This is a genomic window from Candidatus Poriferisodalis sp. (assembly GCF_965215815.1).
GTDB lineage: Bacteria > Actinomycetota > Acidimicrobiia > Acidimicrobiales > Poriferisodalaceae > Poriferisodalis.
Map to the genome: position 1 here is coordinate 1 of NZ_CBDCEO010000009.1, position 17,187 is coordinate 17,187.

Genomic DNA, 17,187 nt, shown 5'->3' on the forward strand with positions numbered 1-17,187 from the left:
GGTGGCGTTGGCGCTGTGTTTCGTGGTGGCGATCGCCGTGCCGCTCGACCATCTCGAGGGCAAGGGGATGCTGTTCCGCTTCCCCCTGTTCATGCTCTCGGCTGTGGTGGTGCCGCTCGCATGGCGCGGACGATTCAGGCCCTACCCCGCTACCGCGGATGTGCTGATCGTTGCGCCCTTTCTCATCGACACGCTCGGCAATCTGGCATACGTGTACGACACGTTCGAAGCAACCGATGACGTGCTGCACACGCTCAACTGGATCCTGCTTGTGGGTGCGTTCCATGCGTGGCGCTACCGCCGCGGCGGGGCCAGCCTGTCCCGCGCCGATGCCTGGCTGCTCGGCGCCAGCCTGGGAGCACTCGCCATTGTGGGCTGGGAAGCCGCCGAGTGGATCGTGGCTGAAACCGGCGCCGGCGGCGGACTGGACCTCACCTACGACGACACCGTCGCCGATCTCGTGCTGTCCACCGGCGGCGGCATGATCGGATCAGCAATCGCGGTTGCTCTGTTTCCGACACGCGCGACCTGAGGCCACGAACCCAGCCCGCTCGAATTGCGTGCCGGCAACCAGCTCCGGCACGGAGCCGGGCGGTGCGGACTAGAGCGCTCTGAGGCGCTCGATGGCCGCATCGAGGACGTCGTGCTGCTTGCAGAAGGCGAACCGGACGAGGTGGCGGCCCTCGTCGACGTTGTCGTACATCACGACGTTGGGCACTGCGGCCACGCCAATCCGCTCTGGGAGGTTCCAGCAGAACTCGATGCCGTCGTCGTGACCGATCGAGCGGATGTCGGCGGTGATGAAATAGGTCCCGGACGGCTCGAAGACTTCGAGACCGGTCGATCGCAGGCCTGCTGACAGCCGGTCCCGCTTTGCACGCAAATCGTCGGCCTGAGCCTTGAAGTAGTCGTCGCCGAGGTCGAGCCCGGCGGCGATGGCGTGCTGGAACGGGCCGCCGCTGACGTAGGTCAGCCATTGCTTGGCCGTTCGCACCGCCGCGACCAGCGCCGGGCGTGCGCAGACCCAACCGATCTTCCAGCCCGTCACGGCAAACGTCTTGCCGCCGCTCGAGATCGTGACCGTCCGGTCGGCCATGCCCGGCAACGTCGCGATCGGGATGTGCTCGCCGTCAAAGGTCAGGTGTTCGTACACCTCGTCGGTCACCACGATGAGATCACGCTCGATGGCAACCTCAGCGATGGCTTCCAGCTCGGCCCGGCCGAACACCTTGCCGGTGGGGTTATGCGGACTGTTGAGCACCAGTAGCCGCGTGCGCGGTGTCACCGCGGCCGCCAGTTCATCGGGATCGAAGCCATAGTCCGGCGGGCGCAGGGTGACCACCTTGCGCACCGCTCCTGCCATGGAGATGACTGCGCCATACAGGTCGTACCACGGCTCGAACGTGAGCACGTCATCGCCCACCTCGGTCAGCGCCAAGATGCTCGCAGCCAGCGCTTCGCTTGCCCCCGCGGTGATGAGCACCTCGCTATCGGGGTCGACATCCATGCCCCAGAAGCGGGATTGGTGCCGGGCCACGGCGTGGCGAAGCTCCGGGATGCCGATGCCCGGCGGGTATTGGTTCGCAGTACCGCTGCGGATCGCTGCAACGGCTGCTTCAAGTACCTCCGTCGGCCCGTCGGTGTCAGGAAAGCCCTGCCCCAGGTTGATGGCCCCAGTGCGCACAGCGAGCGCAGACATCTCGGCGAAGATCGTCGACTGGTAGCCCTGCAGGCGCGAATTCAGGTATGGCAGCCGTGCCACGTTGCGGAGGTTACGGCGCGATCAGCGGGTTCTCGCCACCACGCTGCCCGTCGCGAACGACACGGAGACGGAGACCCGGAACGTGACCGGCGGTCTACTGATACGACACGTACAGCGGCGAAGGGGTGAGACCCAGCACCTGCTCCGCGGTGGGGGTGGGGAAGTCTTCGTCGTAGAAGTTCTTCCAGCCCCAGTAGAAGCGATAGGCGTCGGGCTGCCCGGTCAACGCATCCCAAGTGCTGTACTTCGTGTCGATCGGACCCTGCCCGTCCATGTGGATCAGCACCGCCAGTTCCGCTGGAGTCTCGACCACTTCGCGGTTGGTGATCATCAAGAAGCGGAATTGGTGCAGAATCAACAGCTTCTGAGGCAGGGCCTCCGAACGGACGAGACCGGCCAGCCATTGCACGACCTCGTTGATCTCGGAGGCATCGACGGTGCCGATCTGACGTAGATGCACCTGGTCAGGACCGAGTCGCCATTCGGGATCCAGCGCCAGCCCGACATGGGGTAGCCGCAGGAACTCCTCATACCGCTTGGCTTGGGTGAGGAAATCGGTTCGGCCCGACTGCAGGTCCAGCACCACGTACATGTCGTTGGCAGATGCTGCGGTGATCCACGGCCTGATCTCATCGAGGGCGGTCTCGTTGGAGTAATCGCCATCACGACCCGCTCTGGCTGACGCAACGGTTGCGATGATCTCGAAGGCAAGCAGCACGTCCGAACCGTCCGCGTCGTAGCCGTCAGCGATGGACCGCAGGCGCGCCACTCCCTCGGACGGATCCTGTTCTCCCAGCACTCCGAGCTGCGATGTCGCTGGGTGGCCGTACATAGCAACCAAACGGCGGGCGCGTTCTGGCTCAAACATGAGCAGGCCGCCTCCGGGAAGTTCATCACCGCGACGGATGACCTCCAGTTGCCACGCTGCATCGGGGCCAAGATCCGCGTGCAGTTCCACACGAGCGGCCTCGCGAAGCATCCTGCGTCCTTGTGGGGCCAAGGCCCGCAAGTCTCCGACCGCTGTCATCGCCGCCGCGTCGATCTGTCTCCCGACGGCCCCGAGCACCGCAGCTTGCTCGGCGCTGTTGACGATCCACACGCGCTCATACTGGACGTCTTGATGCGGCAGCGCCGCCTCGGGATTGACGGGTACCCATTCAACGGCAAAACCGGCGAGCCGTTGTCGGAGGTCCTGCTCGTTGAAGCCTGCCGCCACGATCCGCTCCGGCGCCAGGCGCCGAATTTCTGCCATCGCTTCAGCGCCAGACCATGACTCCATGAGCAAGAGGGGTCCGCGTATCCCACGTGCGGCCAGCGTGAGGATCGCCTCGGAATCGTTGGCGAACGCCAGGCCGATCTCGTCGGCGCACCCGTAGAGGGCGCGCGATATCTCGACGCTGAGGAGCACAGGTGCAGCGGTGTCGACCGCAAGGTTGTCCGCCGGATCCCGTGGCGAACAGTCGCGAACGGTCGCAGAGGGTTCCGGCGCAACGGGAACGGCCGTCTCCGCTTCGGCGGGCACGGCAGGCTCGTGTGTCTCTCCTGGCTCCCGCTGACTGGTTGAGCACGCGCAAGCCAGGACAATCCCGACGGCGGACGCCAGAACCACACCGACCCTGATCGGCCGTGCGGAGTGCCGTCCGGCTGGCGAAGGTCTCGTCACGCTCGGAGAAACTATTGAGCGCGGCGGCAATACTGGCGGCTATGCCGACACCAGAGCTGAACCTCCATGTGCCCGCTCGCTACGACACCGCCGGGGTTGACCTCGCGTCGGTGGACGGCGTGCTGTCGACCACCCGATCCGTGCGGCTGCGGCTGGACCTCGAACGCGACGTCCCCCACGACGTCGTGCTCGACTGCATCGACGTCGCCGAGCAGGGTCCCGGCGGCGGCAACCAGGCCAGCCGGCGCTGGCTGTTGATCCGCGACCCCGCCCAGCGGCAGGCGATCGGCGAGATGTACCAGTCGATCGTGGGCGCCTTCATGGCGCGCGGGCGCGATGCCACAGCGGGCACCGGCCATCCGATGGAAGAGGTGATGAAATCCGCTTCCCATCTCGCAGAGCACCTCGGTGAGGTTCCGGTCATCGTCATTCCGTGCGTGTGGGGTGTGCACGACGACAGCGGCAAGCCCGGCCTGTTCGACTCAGTACTGCAGTCGGCGTGGAGCTTCTGCCTCGCGGCTCGCGCACGAGGCATGGCCACAGCGTGGACCACCGCGATTCTCAACAAAGAAGACGAGCTGCGCGAGCTGCTGGGCATTCCCGATGGGGTCACCCCGGTCGCGCTGCTGCCGCTGGCCTTCGCGAAGGGCACGGAGTTCGGGGCCGTGCCGCGGCGGCGCGCCAACGAGATCGCCTACGTCGACGGCTGGGGTCGTACCTGGGAGCAACGGGGAAACGAAGCGACGGCTCGTGCCATCGGCGAGGGGCCCGGTGCCACGTTCGAACTGGACATCGACGCATCGCCCGAACGTCTCTGGGAAATCGTCAGCGACATCAATGTGGGCGCGAATTTCTCCGAAGAGTTCGTGCGGGCCGAGTGGGCCCCCGGCTACGACGGCCCCGCCCTCGGCGCCAAGTTCATCGGGCACAACCAGCATCCCGCCATCGGCGAGTGGAACATCGATCTCACCATCACCGAGTACGAGCCGAACGTCCTCTTCGGCTGGGCCACTGGCGAGACCGAGGATGTCGCCGGCGCCCGCTGGCGCTACGAGATCGACCATCTGCATGGTCAGCGCTCGCGGCTGCGCCACACGGTCCGCCTCGGACCCGGCCCATCTGGCCTCAGCGCCGCGATCGAAGCGATGCCTGACAAAGAGCCGCGCATCGTCTCGCGGCGCCAGAGCGAGCACTTGGCGAACATGCAGCGGTGCGTCGAAGGCATCAAAGCGCTCGCCGAGAGCAGCGATTGAGCGAACGCTCGACGACTGGCCGGTGGGCACCGAGCCCGACCGGCGATCTCCACCTGGGAAACCTGCGAACGGCGCTGCTTGCGTGGCTGTTCGCTCGCTCCGCCGGCGGACGATTCCTGTGGCGCTTCGAAGATCTCGACAGCGCCGTGCGGCCGCAGTACTACGAATCGCAACTGCGCGACGTTGCTGCGCTCGGCCTCGATTGGGACTCCGAGCCAATCCGCCAGCGCGACCGGATCGAGCTGTACCGCGATGCCATCTCGGATCTGCGCGGGCGAGGACTCACCTACGAGTGCTTCTGCACGCGACGCGAGATCGCCGAGGCGGCAGCGGCACCGCACGGACCGTCGCCTGAGGGCGCATATCCCGGCACCTGCCGGCAACTCACCCGCGGCGAACGCGAATTGCGCCGAAGAGATGGCCGTCCCCCGGCCCTGCGGTTACGCGTCGACGCCACCGATTCGGGCCACGCCGAGCTCACGGTCACCGACAGCCAGCTCGGCTCGTACACCGGCATCGTCGACGACTGCGTGCTCCAGCGGGGCGACGACACCCCGGCGTACAACTTGGCGGTCGTGGTGGACGACGCGGCCCAAGGCATCAGCCAGGTCGTCCGGGGCGACGACCTGCTGCCGTCCACGCCGCGCCAGGTGCACCTCGCAGAACTGCTCGGCGTCGAACCCCCGTCGTATGCGCACGTGCCATTGGTGCTGGGTCCGCAGGGTCAGCGCCTCGCGAAGCGGGACGGCGCCGTAACTCTGTCGGACCGGCGGGCGCTCGGCGAGACTCCGCTCGATGTCACCAATCTTCTCTTGGCAAGCCTCGGGCTGAAACCCGCCACGTCCACCCAGGACCTGGCTGCAATCGCCGCAGTATTCGATCCCGCGGCGCTGCCGAGCCAGCCGTGGGTCTGTACGCCCCCAACTCCACCAACGTGATGCCGTAAGCCGGCTCGATGGGTGGGAGGCAGCTCGGCCCTACTCCATCACCCGCAACTTGCCCGGGATGAACATTTGCTTGAGCTTGCGGCCGGGGAACACCGGCGCCACCGCAATGGCGATCAACGCCAGCGCGAAGTACACCACCATCTCCACCCAGCGCACGGACACGAGCATGCCCACCTCAGGAATCGCGGTCGGCATCAAGAACAAAGCCATCCACAGCAGCAGCGCATAGCCGAACAAACCACCGAGCACGACCGCTGCCACGCCGAGCAGCAAGCCTTCTACTGAGAGGTTGGCGACCACCCTGCGGACCGGCACGCCGTAGGCGAACATCGTCGCGTGGTCCCGAGCGCGCTCATCCACGTTGATGTTGGCGGTGTTGAACGCAATCAGCAGCACCAGAATGATCACGAAGATCCGGGTGAGGATGTAGACACCAGCCGACTGATCCAGTGAGTCCTGCACCGACTGGAACGACTCGCCAAGTCCCTGCACCAGCGCCACGCCCGTGCCGGTGCCAAAGAGCGCCCGCTTTACGTCGTTCAGGCTGCTGCGGTCTGCTGGCACACCGGTCACCACGTTCGCGAGGCCGCCGAAGCCCCAATCAGATGCCCCAGAGAGATCCATGTAGGCATTGATCCGAAGCGGATGTGGGTGAATGGCGGTCACGGGCACTGAATCGGTGCTGAAGCTGAACACCCCATTGGCGAGCTCGGGATGTGTGACTACGACGTGGTCGCCTACCCCGACGCCGAAGTCCCGCGCTGCCTTGTCGGCGAGCACGATTCCCGGCTGACCGCGCGACAGTTCGCCCTGCGATGCCGTCGGCGTCCAGACGTCACTTCCGAAGTCGACGAAGCGAACGGCGAGGTCGAGCTGAGTGAGCTCACCGGCGCTGTCATCTCCGGCACCGTCGGTTCCGGCGGACGGATCAGCGCCGACACTTGCCCCCAGGATCAAGGCTGCCTCGCCGAGCTGCACGGTCGGGTCCGTGATCACACCCTGCACTTGCGGTGAATCGCTCGGGTAGAGGGAGTCAAGTCGCACCATGAAACGCTCAGGCTCGCCCCCGAGCAACTCTTTGTCGCCGCCGTCGAAGGTGGCAGTGAAGGTGCTGCTCAAGCCCACCATGCTGAACAGGATCGCCAGGCTGATCGTGAATGTCAGCAGTGTCAGGAAGGTGCGCCGGGGGGCCCTCATCAGGTTGCGGAATGGCATCCGTTCAAGGCTGCGGCCTGGCAGGGGCAAGCGGCTGATGATGGGAGAGAGTCCGCCGCCGCGCGATGCCAAGTGCCCTGAGCGGATTGCCTCGACAGGTCGGACTCGGATGGCGCGCAGGACGGGCCAGAAAACCGACAGCATCGGCACGAGGAAGCCGATCGTCGCCGCTCTCGCGTAGATCGCTCCCTGGAACGGTTTCTCGAACACCGGCAGCCCAAAGATCTGCTGAACGACGCTCGCTGTCTGACTTGCGACTACGAAGCCCACGCCGATGCCGATGATGACGCCGAGGATGCCGATCTGCAAACCGATCAACAGGGGTCGGATGGCGATGGATCGGGGAGTTTCGCCGAGCGCCATCGACGCACCGATCTCACGCCGTTGTGCTTCCACCATTCGTGCCGAGAAGTTCAGTGCCGCAAAGGCTGCGCCGACGAAGAGCAAGAGCGCAATGACGTTGTAGATGTTCTGATCGATCTCCGGTGCGCCGACTAATCCGGTATACGACGGCGTCTCGTCTCGGGTGATCACTTCCAGCAGGGTCCCGTCCAGCGACGCTGCAGCATCGGTCAACTGTTGGGACACTGCAGCTGCGTCGGCGCCCGGCTCCAGCGTCAGCACGAGGTCGTTGACGGCGCCCGGCCTGCCCGCGATGTCCTGTGCAACCGACAACGGGGCGAACATCACGGCGAGGTTGGACTTGCCGAGCGAGCCGTTCCCTTCGACGATCAGGAAGTACTCCGGCGATACGGCGTGGCCGACGTAGTCGACGCCGACATCACCGCCAACCGTCACATGGCCGCTCGTTGGCAGATCGTGGAACGCGGCGAAGTTCCGTTCGAGCAGCACCTGCGGTGTGGCGGCTCCGGGCGGCGGCAGTCCGTCCCCTTCGATGACCTCGACGCCATTGACGCTCGGTCCGCCGGCGGTCATCTCGATGCCGACGACGCGCCCATGCACGAGCAGCTCGTCGCCGTCTACGACAGTCTCGACCTGGGTGTCGGTGACGAGGCGTTCGCTGTACTCGTCAATGCCGTCGATCCCACTCGCAAGCTGCGCGAGTGTGCCCGCGGGCACATCATCGCCTGCGCTGACGGTCGCCCGCAGGTCGTACATGTTGGTGAGTTCGAGGCTCTCATCAATGGATGCGAGCCGCCATTGGGTGACGCTGGTGAGTCCGGCGTAGGTGCCGATTCCGATGGCGATCGTGAAGGCGATGCCGACAATCTGGATCCAGCGTGCGCGCGCGTCCCGCAGGGACCAGCGCAGCCGAAGAAGCCACACGTTCGAGACCTACCAGTGCAGTTCGGACAGCGGGGTCTTGCCGCCCTCCGGTGGGCCATCGCTGATGATCTTCCCGCTGCTCATCTCGACGACCCGGTCGGCCATCCGGGAGATCTCGCGGTTGTGCGTCACCACGAGGACTGCTCTGTCTCTACTTGCTTGGTCGGCGAGCAACTCGAGAATCTGGGCGCCGGTCTTGAAATCCAACTCGCCCGTCGGCTCGTCGGCGAGCAGTACCGGGTTGCCGGTTGCCAATGCTCGAGCGATGGCAACACGCTGCTGCTCACCGCCCGATAACTCGTGGGGGAAATGACCGATGCGGTGGCCGAGCCCGACCGACTCGAGCATCTCGGCCGGGTCTATCGACCCACTCTTGCCCGAGACATCCATGCCGAACTCGACGTTCTCGATCGCAGTCAAGCCGGGGAACAGGTTGAAGCTCTGGAAGATGAAGCTCACCGTCTCGCGTCGCAGCGCAAAGAGCTCGCTCCGGCTGGACGCTGTGAGGTCACGGCCTCCGACATTCACCTTGCCCGATGACGCCGTGTCCAGTGCGCCGATGATGTTGAGCGTGGTGGTCTTTCCGCTCCCGGAAGGACCGAGCACCACCACGAACTCGCCGGCCTCGACATGCAGGTCGATGCCATCGAGCGCAGTGACCAGTACGGGGCCGACTTCGTAGTGCTTGGTGACACCTTCGAGATCGATCACGGCACAGAACTCCCTGTCGGGTAAGAGGGGTCGCCGCCGACTGAGCCGACGGAACAGGCCCACCTTAGAAAGCCGTCGCAAGCAGCATATGACGAACTCCCGGCCCGAATGGGCCGTCGTACATCACTGATCGCTCACGGCAGGACTCGCATTCACGACGTTCCCTCGATGTCCCGCATTCGCTTGACTTGGATTCGACACCTAGCACGCGGCCGAATGAGTGGGTATGACGTAATCCGGACCCGGTGATCTCTAGATGGATAACGATCAATTTCGGCATATCGCAGAATCGTCGCCAAGTTCACAGCCATGAGGTCTGAGGCAAACTCTTTGCCCAAGCAGGAATGCGCTCCAGTGCCGAATGCCGCGTACGCCCCCTCCTGCTGGGACTCCAACCGGGGGGGCAGATGCCGCTCGGGCTCAAACTTCTCAGGGTCACGGTAGACATCAGGGTCGCCGTGAACGACGGCCGTGGCCAGCAACAGTTCAGTCCCGGCAGGCACCCAGTGACCCTCGAATTCGAATGAAATGCGTGCCGTCCGCTGCATGACCGGCGCTTGGGCGTGTATGCGCAACACCTCAGTGATCAATGCCCGAGTCATCTCGAGTCCCTGAAGTCCCTCGGTACTAAGCGTTCCTACCGCAAACGCCGCATCGGCTTCGGTTTGGCACCCATCGGCGTAACGTTGATCTGCGAGCATGTACAGCAGTGCGAACCCCAATGTGCACGCGATCTGATCCGATGACTGGAAATACGGGGTGATCACGGCCGACAGCAGATCTGGCGCGGAGATGAACTCTGGTTGGCGACGTTGCATATCCACCAGGTCATCGATCACGTCGCGTGGGCACCCTGCGCGCTCAAGTGGATCGTGCTCTTCTAAGCCTTCGGCAAAGAGTCGCTGAACTTCAGAACGCACCTTGCGCATCCGGCGTTCCACCAAGAACTTCGGGCGGTCGCCGCGCATGGCGATGATGAGAGAATCGTTCCAGTACCGAATGGTGTCGACATACTCGTCCAGCGGCTGGCCGAAGGTCAAGGCTCCGACTTGCATGATGGACAGTTGCTGCATCGCCGAATACACCGAGACGGATTTTGTCGCATGCCACTTGCTCAGCACGCTGCGCGCGATCTCGATGATCTTCGGCAGATTGGCTTCGACGCTCGACGACGCGTAAATCTCGTGCGCGCTTCGGCGGAGCTTGATGTGGTCGTGTCCTCCCGAGGCGATCAGCAGCCGGTCGGATCGTACGCCCTGGCGCATGGGAGCGAACGCCTCATCGTTTCGCAGGTGTGTCTGCGAGTGCTTCCTCGCAAACTCGACTGCTTCTTTGCCGCTCATAATCACGATGCGCTTGCCGGGTACACGGACACGGCAAATCGGCCCGTGTCGTTGGTAGAGGTCAATGAGGTATGGCTGCACCTCGCCGAGCAAGCTGAAGGCATTACCGAAAACCGGCAAACCCGGAACATCGGGGATCGGTTTGTAGCCCCCACGCTCGCGAATCCGCATTGCCTGAGCGTCAGCAGCAGCGCGTCCGGCGGCTTGGCAGAGCGTGTGCGGTTCGCCCAGGCCCTCGATTACGCGTCGTGCCTCATCGAATTCTGACGCAGTCAGAACGCACCGGAAGACACCACAAGCATCGGCAAGTTGAATTAGGATGATGTCGGACGGCTCGGGCGCTCCGTTGCGAAAGAGCGCCCGCATCACCCGCAAGCGCACCTCGTCGACGACTGAACCCGAAGTGGCTCGGTAGGACTGCGACCGGTCTACATCGGCGGCGCGAAAATGCAGGCCGCCGGAACCTCGCTCCAAAATGCCGTGCTCGACCAGCTGATCCAGGCACGCACGAGATATCTGCGAGCCCGACTCACGCCCAAGTTGCCGTAACCAATCCTCGGGACCGTTGTGAGTGTCGCTGGATGCGATCTGCGCGAGAACATGATCCAATGCGGGATCGCCGAACGTCGAAGCATCCACTAGCTCCAAGCGGTCGGATTCGACTGCGATTCGGCCATAACGGGACAGCTCCAGCAAGGCAGCAGCTGCCAAGCCGAATTCTTGCGCCCGCCCCTCGAGCGCGCAGAAATCGCCAGTTGCGTCGTCGAGCATCAACAGGCACAGTTCTGCTGGCAGGTTCAGGATGGTCACATGGCCAACTTACTGTCGCCGATTGCCGACGTATGTCACATCACCACGGATGGTGACCGGAACCGCAGTTGGTGTCCAGTTCCCATGCGCCGTGTCCTCGGTGTAGTGCGAATTTTCTGGGGCGTCTCAGCAACTCGGCCAGTAGCTGAGCGCTCGCTTTTCGGGTGGTGGCACCGGGCGGTTGGCCAACATCCGAAGGTCCGAGATGAGCACCCGACGGGTATCTGCCGGGTCGATCATCTCGTCGATGCGCATGGTGCCCGCCGCCTCGAACGGGTTCGTGGCCTCGGCTACCTCTGCCACCAGCTTCAGGCGCTCAGTTTCGCGTTCGTCGGGATCGGCAATACGGCTCAGCTTCGAGCCGAATGCCACGTTGACCCCGACCTCGGGATCCATGAAGCCGATCTCTGCGCCAGGCCAGCAATAGATGCCGTGGCTCGGCATCCGGGAGCCGTTCATCGCTTGCCACGCCAGGCCGAACGCCTTGCGAAGGCAGACGGTCAGCGTCGGCGTGGACGCGTTCTGCAGGGCGTGCATCATGCGCATGCCCCAGTGGAGCATCAGGTCGTGCTCGACGCGCTTGCCGACCATGAAGCCGGGGACATCGACAAGAAAGACCATCGGGATGTTGTAGGAGTCGCACACCGTGGCCATGCGGATGATCTTGTGGCAGGCCTGCGGGTCCAGCGTTCCGGCTTGGAACATCGGATTATTGGCGATGACGCCGACTGCGTACCCGTCGAGCCGCGCAAGCGCGCACACGACGTTGCGGGCGTAGCCCGGCTGCAATTCGAAGACCGACTCGGGATCGCAGATGCGGGCGACTACTCGCCGCATGTCGTAGCCACGGGTGCGGCGTGCGGGCACCATCTGTGCGAGTTCTGGATCGGCGCCGTCGATGCCACGCGGCTCGGCGCGCGGCGCTGGTTCCCACGCGTTCGACGGCATGAACGACAGCCAGCGACGGATCGCCGTGTAGGCCTCCTCATCGGTGTCGACGCCGAGGTCGATCTGGCCGGTGATGCGAGCGTGCACGTCCACCCCGCCAACGTCCTCGAATGAGATCACCTCGCCGGTGGCGATCTCGAACACCTTCGGCGAGGTCACCGCCAGGCACGAGCCGCGCACCATGACGACGTAGTCGCTGAGCGCCGACACGAACGACGAACCGCCGAACGACTGGCCACAGATCATCGTTGCCATCGGCACACGGTGGCGCCGGCGAGCCATGTCGAACATCCCGCCCGGCTCGGAGATGCCTTCGGAGCCCATGAGATCGGGGATGCGACCGCCGCCGGTCTCGCCGAAATGGACGATGGGGATGCCCATCACCAGCGCCCGCTCGTAGAGGCGCTCCTCCTTGCGGGTGCCGATGATTGAGCTCGAACCGCGCAACACAGTGATGTCGTCGCCGAACACCGCTACAGGGCGCCCGTCGACGTTGCCGTGCCCACCGATCTTGCCGTCACCAGGAGTGATATCGCGCATCTCGGGACGGATCGATCGGCTGAACGTACCGATCTCACGGAACGTGTCCTCGTCACAGAACGCGTCGATGTGCTGGCGGATAGTGCGATCGCCTTCCGCGGCCATCGCCCGAACTTTGGAAGCTCCACCCATGTCACGCCTGATCACCTCGGCGCGTGCGTCTAGGTCGGCTACTCGCTCCGCGTGACTGATCGCGTCACCGTCGCCGTACTCAGGCATCGCTCGTCTCCTTTGGATCCGGTTCAGTGGCGCGCGCCGTCGGGGTCTCAGGCGTCCGCATAGTCAGCCAGAATCTGGCCGTACGTCTCGCCGAGCTGGGCGGGACGGCGTCCCGGCACCATCACCTGGCTGACACCGAGTTCGACCAGTTGGTCGAGATGCGCTCGGTCAGTTCCGCCGGTCGTCCACATCTCTACATCTCCGGGGTCTCGTCCGGCCGCCTCCGCGTACCGGCGGACCGACTCGAACAGCTCCTCGAGCACCTCCGTAGGCCGTTCAGCGGGGAAGAACACGTCGCCGAGCTCACCTGCTCGCCGTGCAGCGCGGTCGCTGTGGCCTCCAACCAGTATCGGGATCGGCTGCTGGATGGGCTTGGGCTGGGAGTACACGGGGTCGAAGTCCACGAATTCGCCGTGAAACTCGGCTTCTTCTTCGGTCCAGAGCACCCGCAGCGCTGCGAGGTACTCGTCGGTGCGGGCACCCCGGCGATCGAACGGCACGCCGAGCGCTTCGAATTCCTCGCGAAGCCATCCCACGCCGATGCCGAAGTCGAAACGGCCGCCGCAGAGCCGGTCGAGCGAGGCGATCTCCTTGGCCAGGATCAGCGGGTTGCGCTGCGGCAGGATGAGAATGCCGGTCGCCAGGCGGATCCGTGTGGTGACGGCTGCGGCGAATGCCAGCCAGATCAACGGGTCGGCATGGTCGAGCTGGCTTGCTCCCTTGAACAGCTTGCCGCCCTCGTCGTACGGATACGTCGACGAGTACGACTTGGGCACCACTGCGTGCTCGATCGCCCACAACGAGTCGAAGCCGACTTCCTCGGCAGTCTGAGCGGTCTCCAGCGCGGCAGCACCCTCGACATTGCCCATCAAATTCGCGGAGATCAGGCCGAATTTCATCTGGATGCCCCCGTTCACGGCGCTCGGTCGTCGCAGCGGCGCACATCATGGCCGATTCGCGCCGCTCGCACCCAGCGCAAAAAAATCACTTGCCCTGCCGAGGACACCGAACTGGCATTGCGGCGCATGACCGACCGGGAATTCCTGCGACGGCTGCGGCGTTACGCTCGCAAGCGTGGGCTTACGGTCGAGCACACCCCTGAACGCGGCAAGGGCAGCCATGCCAAGGTTCAATTGGGCGACAAGGCCACGACGTTGTCGAGAGGCGAACTGCAATCCGGCACGCTTCGCTCCATGTTGAGACAACTCGACATCGACAAGAGGGAATTCTGACAGATGAGATATGTCTATCCCTGCGTGATCGTGCGCGACGAGGAAGAAGCCGAGACAACAGGGCGCGAGGCATACGTCGCCACATTTCCCGATGTGCCCCCTGCCATTACGGGCGGCTTGTCGCTCGACGAAGTGCACGGCCGGCTTCAGGACTGCCTCGAGGTAGCACTGAGCATCTTCATTGACAACGGCGAGCCCCTGCCCGAGCCAAGCGATCCCGAGCCCAGCCAACTTCTCGTCTCGGTGTCGCCTGCCGCAGCCGCCAAATTCGCCCTGTACACCGCAATGCGCGATCAGGGAGTCTCTGTTGCCGATCTCGGCCGCCGACTCGGCATCCGTGAGTCCAAGGCCCGGCGCCTCTTCGACCGGCGGCACGTCTCACGACCTGCGGAGGTGGAGCGAGCGCTCAAGGCTCTCGGCCGCCACCTTGTCGTCGAGGATCAGCCGTCAAGCTCCGTCCCCTCCCCTGCCGTCACCTGAGCGGGCGGGCGCTGACCCGCCGCCGTTCTGCTGGGCGGCCGCTTCGGTGGCGGCGAGGCGGTCGACGCACTTCGAGATGCCTACGCAAAAGTTGCCACTTGTAGCTACTTCTACGGCTACGCTCGCGTTCATGAGATCCGTGGGCATCAAGGTGCTGAACAGCCGGCTCAGCGAATACGTACGTCTCGCGGCTGGCGGCGAGACGATCTTGGTGACTGACCGCGACCGCGTCGTCGCCGAGATGGGACCGCCGCGGGCGACCAGGAGCCCGCTCGTAGCCGACGCCTTTCTGGCCGACCTCGTTCGCACCGGAGTGCTGACGCCACCGCTCGTGCAGGCGACAGCTCCGCCGCCCTCACAGCCGGTGGCACCGTTGACCGAAATCCTCCGCGACCTGGATGGGGTCAGAGGCGACCGATGATCTACCTCGACACATCAGTTGCGCTTGCGCAGCTGCTCAGCGAGGATCGTCTTCCGCCCGAATCCCTCTGGCAGCAGACGATCGTGTCCAGCCGGCTGACCGAGTACGAAATCTGGACCCAATTGCACGGGCGCGGCTTGGCCGAGTCCCACGGCGAAAATGCTCGGGCGCTGCTCAGCCAAGTGGGGTTAGTTGAACTCGCTCACCCAGTTCTCGCTCGGGCGCTGGGAGCTTTTCCGGGTCCGACGAGGGTGCGCACTCTCGACGCTTTGCATCTAGCGACATGCGCCTTCTTGGGCGATGCAGGTCAAGTCGTGGAACTTGCCAGCTACGACCGTCGGATGAATGACGTCGCCCGAGCGATGGGCATCTCGATTTTCTCGGATTCCCCGAGCGAGGCGTAGCAACGGTCTCACGCAGACCGGGCGTTCCAGATGCGCCGCCGTTCTGCTAGGCGGCAGCGACGGCTGCGGCCTCGGTTGCGGCGAGGCCGACCGGTGGGGCCGCCCATTCCTTGACCACGGGGAGCACCTCGGTGGCGAACAGGTCGCGGTTGCGCCGCGCCTCGGTCCACGACATGCCTGCGAAGGCCAGGTTTGGGAAGAAGGCGGCCATACCGATCTTGTCCTTGATGACCTGGAGCTTCTCGAGCACCTGATCTGGCGTCCCGTACGGCATGAGGCGAGTGAAGTCCTCGGCTGCGCCGCGGGCTCCGTGGCGGTCGATGTACTTCGAGATGCCCTCGTAGAACTCGTAGCCCTTGACACCCTCGTGCGGTCGCTTGGGGCCGAACTCGTAGTGCTTCATGACGGTGCCGTAGTAGTTGCCGATGTGCTCCATCGCCTTCTCTTCGGCACGGTCCGCTTTGGTGTCCACCCAGCAGAACCCGCCTGACAGCGGGGGCGGCGGCGGTGCCGTGTGGTGCTTGGCCCACTCGCCGTGGTAGGCGGCGAAGTCGGACTCGACGATCTCCCATGGCTTCTGGGGGATCACGAGCAGGCCGATGCCCAGCTGCGCCATCAGCGGCATGCCTTCGGGCGAGACGGCCGCGGCGTAGGTGCGGCCCTTGAACGAGTGCTCGGGAGTGGGACGAATGTCACGGCGGGGCTGGGTCACGAACTCGCCGTCGTGCTCCACATAGCCTTGGTCGAGGCCGTCGATGAGCATCTTGGCGTACTCCAAGAAGCGCTCACGGCTGGTGTTCATGTCCACCCGGAAACCCTCGTACTCGACGCGGGCCAATCCGCGTCCGATGCCGAGGATCATGCGTCCGCCCGAGAGGTTGTCGAGCATCGTGACTTGCTCAGCGACGCGCATCGGGTCGTGCCAGGGCAGCACGATGACCGCAGTGCCGAGCTGCAGGTTGGTGCGTCCAGCGACCCAGGTCAGGAACTGCACCGGGTCAGGGCACATCGTGTAGTCGGTGAAGTGATGCTCCACTGTCCAGATCGAGTCGAAGCCGAGATCCTCGGCTTCCTCGACCATGCGGATCTCCTGGTCCCAAACCTCACGGTCCGAGAGTGCGTTCTCCGGGTTCTGAAACACGGCTGAGTATCCGACGTGCATGGTGTGCTCCCCTTTCGGATCTTCCCGAAGCTGCTCTAGTACGCGCTCGGGTGATCCAGCGATGCTGGTGACACTGAGGCTACGCCACAGCACTGCGGGCGTGCCGAGGCCGCTGCTGCACACATCGGCGTCATCCGACAGACTGTGCGCCCCAGAGTTCGGGTTGCTGGTCGACCCGAGCTGGCAATGCAGCGTCCGATGTGACGGGCGCAGCGACGGACCCAGAAGGGACGTGTCATGGAGACCACAGCAGTTGCTCGCAGCATGCGGGGATCGGTGGGAATGCTGGCCATGGACTGGCTCATGGACCCGTCCACGCTGGAAAAGGCTGCCCAACGCGGCATGGCAGAGGGCATGGGCGCATATGCAACCGGCCGGCTGGGCGTGTTGGGCGAATGCCCCGTCGACAATGTCATCGGCGCAGCGTTCTTCTGGGCGCCGGAGAAGATGCGTTCGATGGTGGCGCAAGGACGTGCGGTCATGAAGCCGTCCGAAGGAGCGCGGATCTGGGCCGACATCTGCGCCGAGTACGGCAGCAAGCGGCTTGCCGGCATGGAAGGTGCTGGGCGGCTCGGCGAACTGCTCGAGCGTGTGGTGGATTCGGCTGCTCCTCAGGGAGCTCCCACCTTCGTCGGCTGGCGCGACCTGCCTCGGCCCCCCGCCGGCGGGCCGGCTCACGGGTTCTTCATGGCCCAGGTCATGCGGGAGCTGCGCTTCGGCCGTCACGCTGTCGCGGTGCAGGCGCTCGGCATGGGACCGCTTGAGGCGATCCTGTCGGGTCCGGCAGGTG

16 protein-coding genes are annotated in these 17,187 nt (G+C 64.7%); 8 read left to right on the top strand and 8 right to left on the bottom strand.

Features of this window, described 5'->3' with window-relative positions; translation table 11 throughout:
- Positions 1-532: hypothetical protein (locus ACOOHB_RS01145; protein ID WP_420442997.1), on the top strand; the 532-nt coding region annotated here is incomplete at its 5' end.
- A 69-nt stretch (positions 533-601) separates the two neighbouring features.
- Here ACOOHB_RS01145 and ACOOHB_RS01150 read toward each other — a convergent pair.
- Both ACOOHB_RS01150 and ACOOHB_RS01155 read right to left on the bottom strand, forming a co-directional pair.
- Positions 602-1,762 (bottom strand): pyridoxal phosphate-dependent aminotransferase, encoded by a 1,161-nt coding sequence (locus ACOOHB_RS01150; RefSeq protein ID WP_420442998.1) that lies wholly within the window; start codon positions 1,760-1,762, stop codon positions 602-604.
- A 94-nt stretch (positions 1,763-1,856) separates the two neighbouring features.
- Positions 1,857-3,284 carry a hypothetical protein gene (locus ACOOHB_RS01155; protein ID WP_420442999.1) on the bottom strand — a complete coding sequence of 476 codons (1,428 nt, stop codon included), beginning with the start codon at positions 3,282-3,284 and terminating at the stop codon, positions 1,857-1,859.
- 182 nt (positions 3,285-3,466) lie between these two features.
- Here ACOOHB_RS01155 and ACOOHB_RS01160 point away from each other — a divergent pair, with 182 nt between their 5' ends.
- Positions 3,467-4,678 carry a nitroreductase family protein gene (locus ACOOHB_RS01160; RefSeq protein ID WP_420443000.1) on the top strand — a complete coding sequence of 404 codons (1,212 nt, stop codon included), beginning with the start codon at positions 3,467-3,469 and terminating at the stop codon, positions 4,676-4,678.
- Positions 4,675-5,616, top strand: a complete 942-nt coding sequence (gene gluQRS / locus ACOOHB_RS01165) for a tRNA glutamyl-Q(34) synthetase GluQRS (RefSeq protein WP_420443001.1) — start codon at positions 4,675-4,677, stop codon at positions 5,614-5,616. The genes ACOOHB_RS01160 and gluQRS overlap by 4 nt, the downstream gene beginning before the upstream one ends.
- A gap of 39 nt (positions 5,617-5,655) precedes the next feature.
- Here the strand turns inward: gluQRS and ACOOHB_RS01170 are convergent, their stop codons facing one another.
- The 5 genes from ACOOHB_RS01170 to ACOOHB_RS01190 form a co-directional block, all read right to left on the bottom strand.
- Positions 5,656-8,127: an FtsX-like permease family protein gene (locus ACOOHB_RS01170; RefSeq protein WP_420443002.1), complete on the bottom strand. Its 2,472-nt coding sequence runs from the start codon at positions 8,125-8,127 to the stop codon at positions 5,656-5,658.
- Between the two features lie 9 nt (positions 8,128-8,136).
- Positions 8,137-8,838, bottom strand: coding sequence for an ABC transporter ATP-binding protein (locus tag ACOOHB_RS01175; RefSeq protein ID WP_420443003.1), 702 nt, complete (start codon positions 8,836-8,838; stop codon positions 8,137-8,139).
- A 152-nt stretch (positions 8,839-8,990) separates the two neighbouring features.
- Positions 8,991-10,991: a cytochrome P450 gene (locus ACOOHB_RS01180; RefSeq protein WP_420443004.1), complete on the bottom strand. Its 2,001-nt coding sequence runs from the start codon at positions 10,989-10,991 to the stop codon at positions 8,991-8,993.
- A gap of 126 nt (positions 10,992-11,117) precedes the next feature.
- Entirely contained in the window at positions 11,118-12,698 is a 1,581-nt protein-coding gene (locus ACOOHB_RS01185; RefSeq protein WP_420443005.1) for an acyl-CoA carboxylase subunit beta, read from the bottom strand.
- A gap of 47 nt (positions 12,699-12,745) precedes the next feature.
- Positions 12,746-13,597 carry an LLM class F420-dependent oxidoreductase gene (locus ACOOHB_RS01190; protein ID WP_420443006.1) on the bottom strand — a complete coding sequence of 284 codons (852 nt, stop codon included), beginning with the start codon at positions 13,595-13,597 and terminating at the stop codon, positions 12,746-12,748.
- Positions 13,598-13,723: 126 nt separating this feature from the next.
- Here ACOOHB_RS01190 and ACOOHB_RS01195 point away from each other — a divergent pair, with 126 nt between their 5' ends.
- From ACOOHB_RS01195 to ACOOHB_RS01210, 4 genes are all read left to right on the top strand, one after another.
- Positions 13,724-13,930: a type II toxin-antitoxin system HicA family toxin gene (locus ACOOHB_RS01195; protein WP_419921025.1), complete on the top strand. Its 207-nt coding sequence runs from the start codon at positions 13,724-13,726 to the stop codon at positions 13,928-13,930.
- A 3-nt stretch (positions 13,931-13,933) separates the two neighbouring features.
- Positions 13,934-14,410, top strand: a complete 477-nt coding sequence (locus ACOOHB_RS01200; RefSeq protein ID WP_419921026.1) for a type II toxin-antitoxin system HicB family antitoxin — start codon at positions 13,934-13,936, stop codon at positions 14,408-14,410.
- A gap of 130 nt (positions 14,411-14,540) precedes the next feature.
- Entirely contained in the window at positions 14,541-14,831 is a 291-nt protein-coding gene (locus ACOOHB_RS01205; RefSeq protein WP_420443007.1) for a type II toxin-antitoxin system Phd/YefM family antitoxin, read from the top strand.
- Entirely contained in the window at positions 14,828-15,235 is a 408-nt protein-coding gene (locus ACOOHB_RS01210; protein WP_420443008.1) for a PIN domain-containing protein, read from the top strand. The genes ACOOHB_RS01205 and ACOOHB_RS01210 overlap by 4 nt, the downstream gene beginning before the upstream one ends.
- 46 nt (positions 15,236-15,281) lie before the next feature.
- Here ACOOHB_RS01210 and ACOOHB_RS01215 read toward each other — a convergent pair whose 3' ends face one another.
- Positions 15,282-16,397: an LLM class flavin-dependent oxidoreductase gene (locus ACOOHB_RS01215; protein ID WP_419921027.1), complete on the bottom strand. Its 1,116-nt coding sequence runs from the start codon at positions 16,395-16,397 to the stop codon at positions 15,282-15,284.
- Between the two features lie 237 nt (positions 16,398-16,634).
- Between ACOOHB_RS01215 and ACOOHB_RS01220 the strand changes: the two genes are divergently transcribed.
- On the top strand, positions 16,635-17,187 hold a 553-nt coding region (locus ACOOHB_RS01220), incomplete at its 3' end, for a helix-turn-helix domain-containing protein (RefSeq protein ID WP_420443009.1).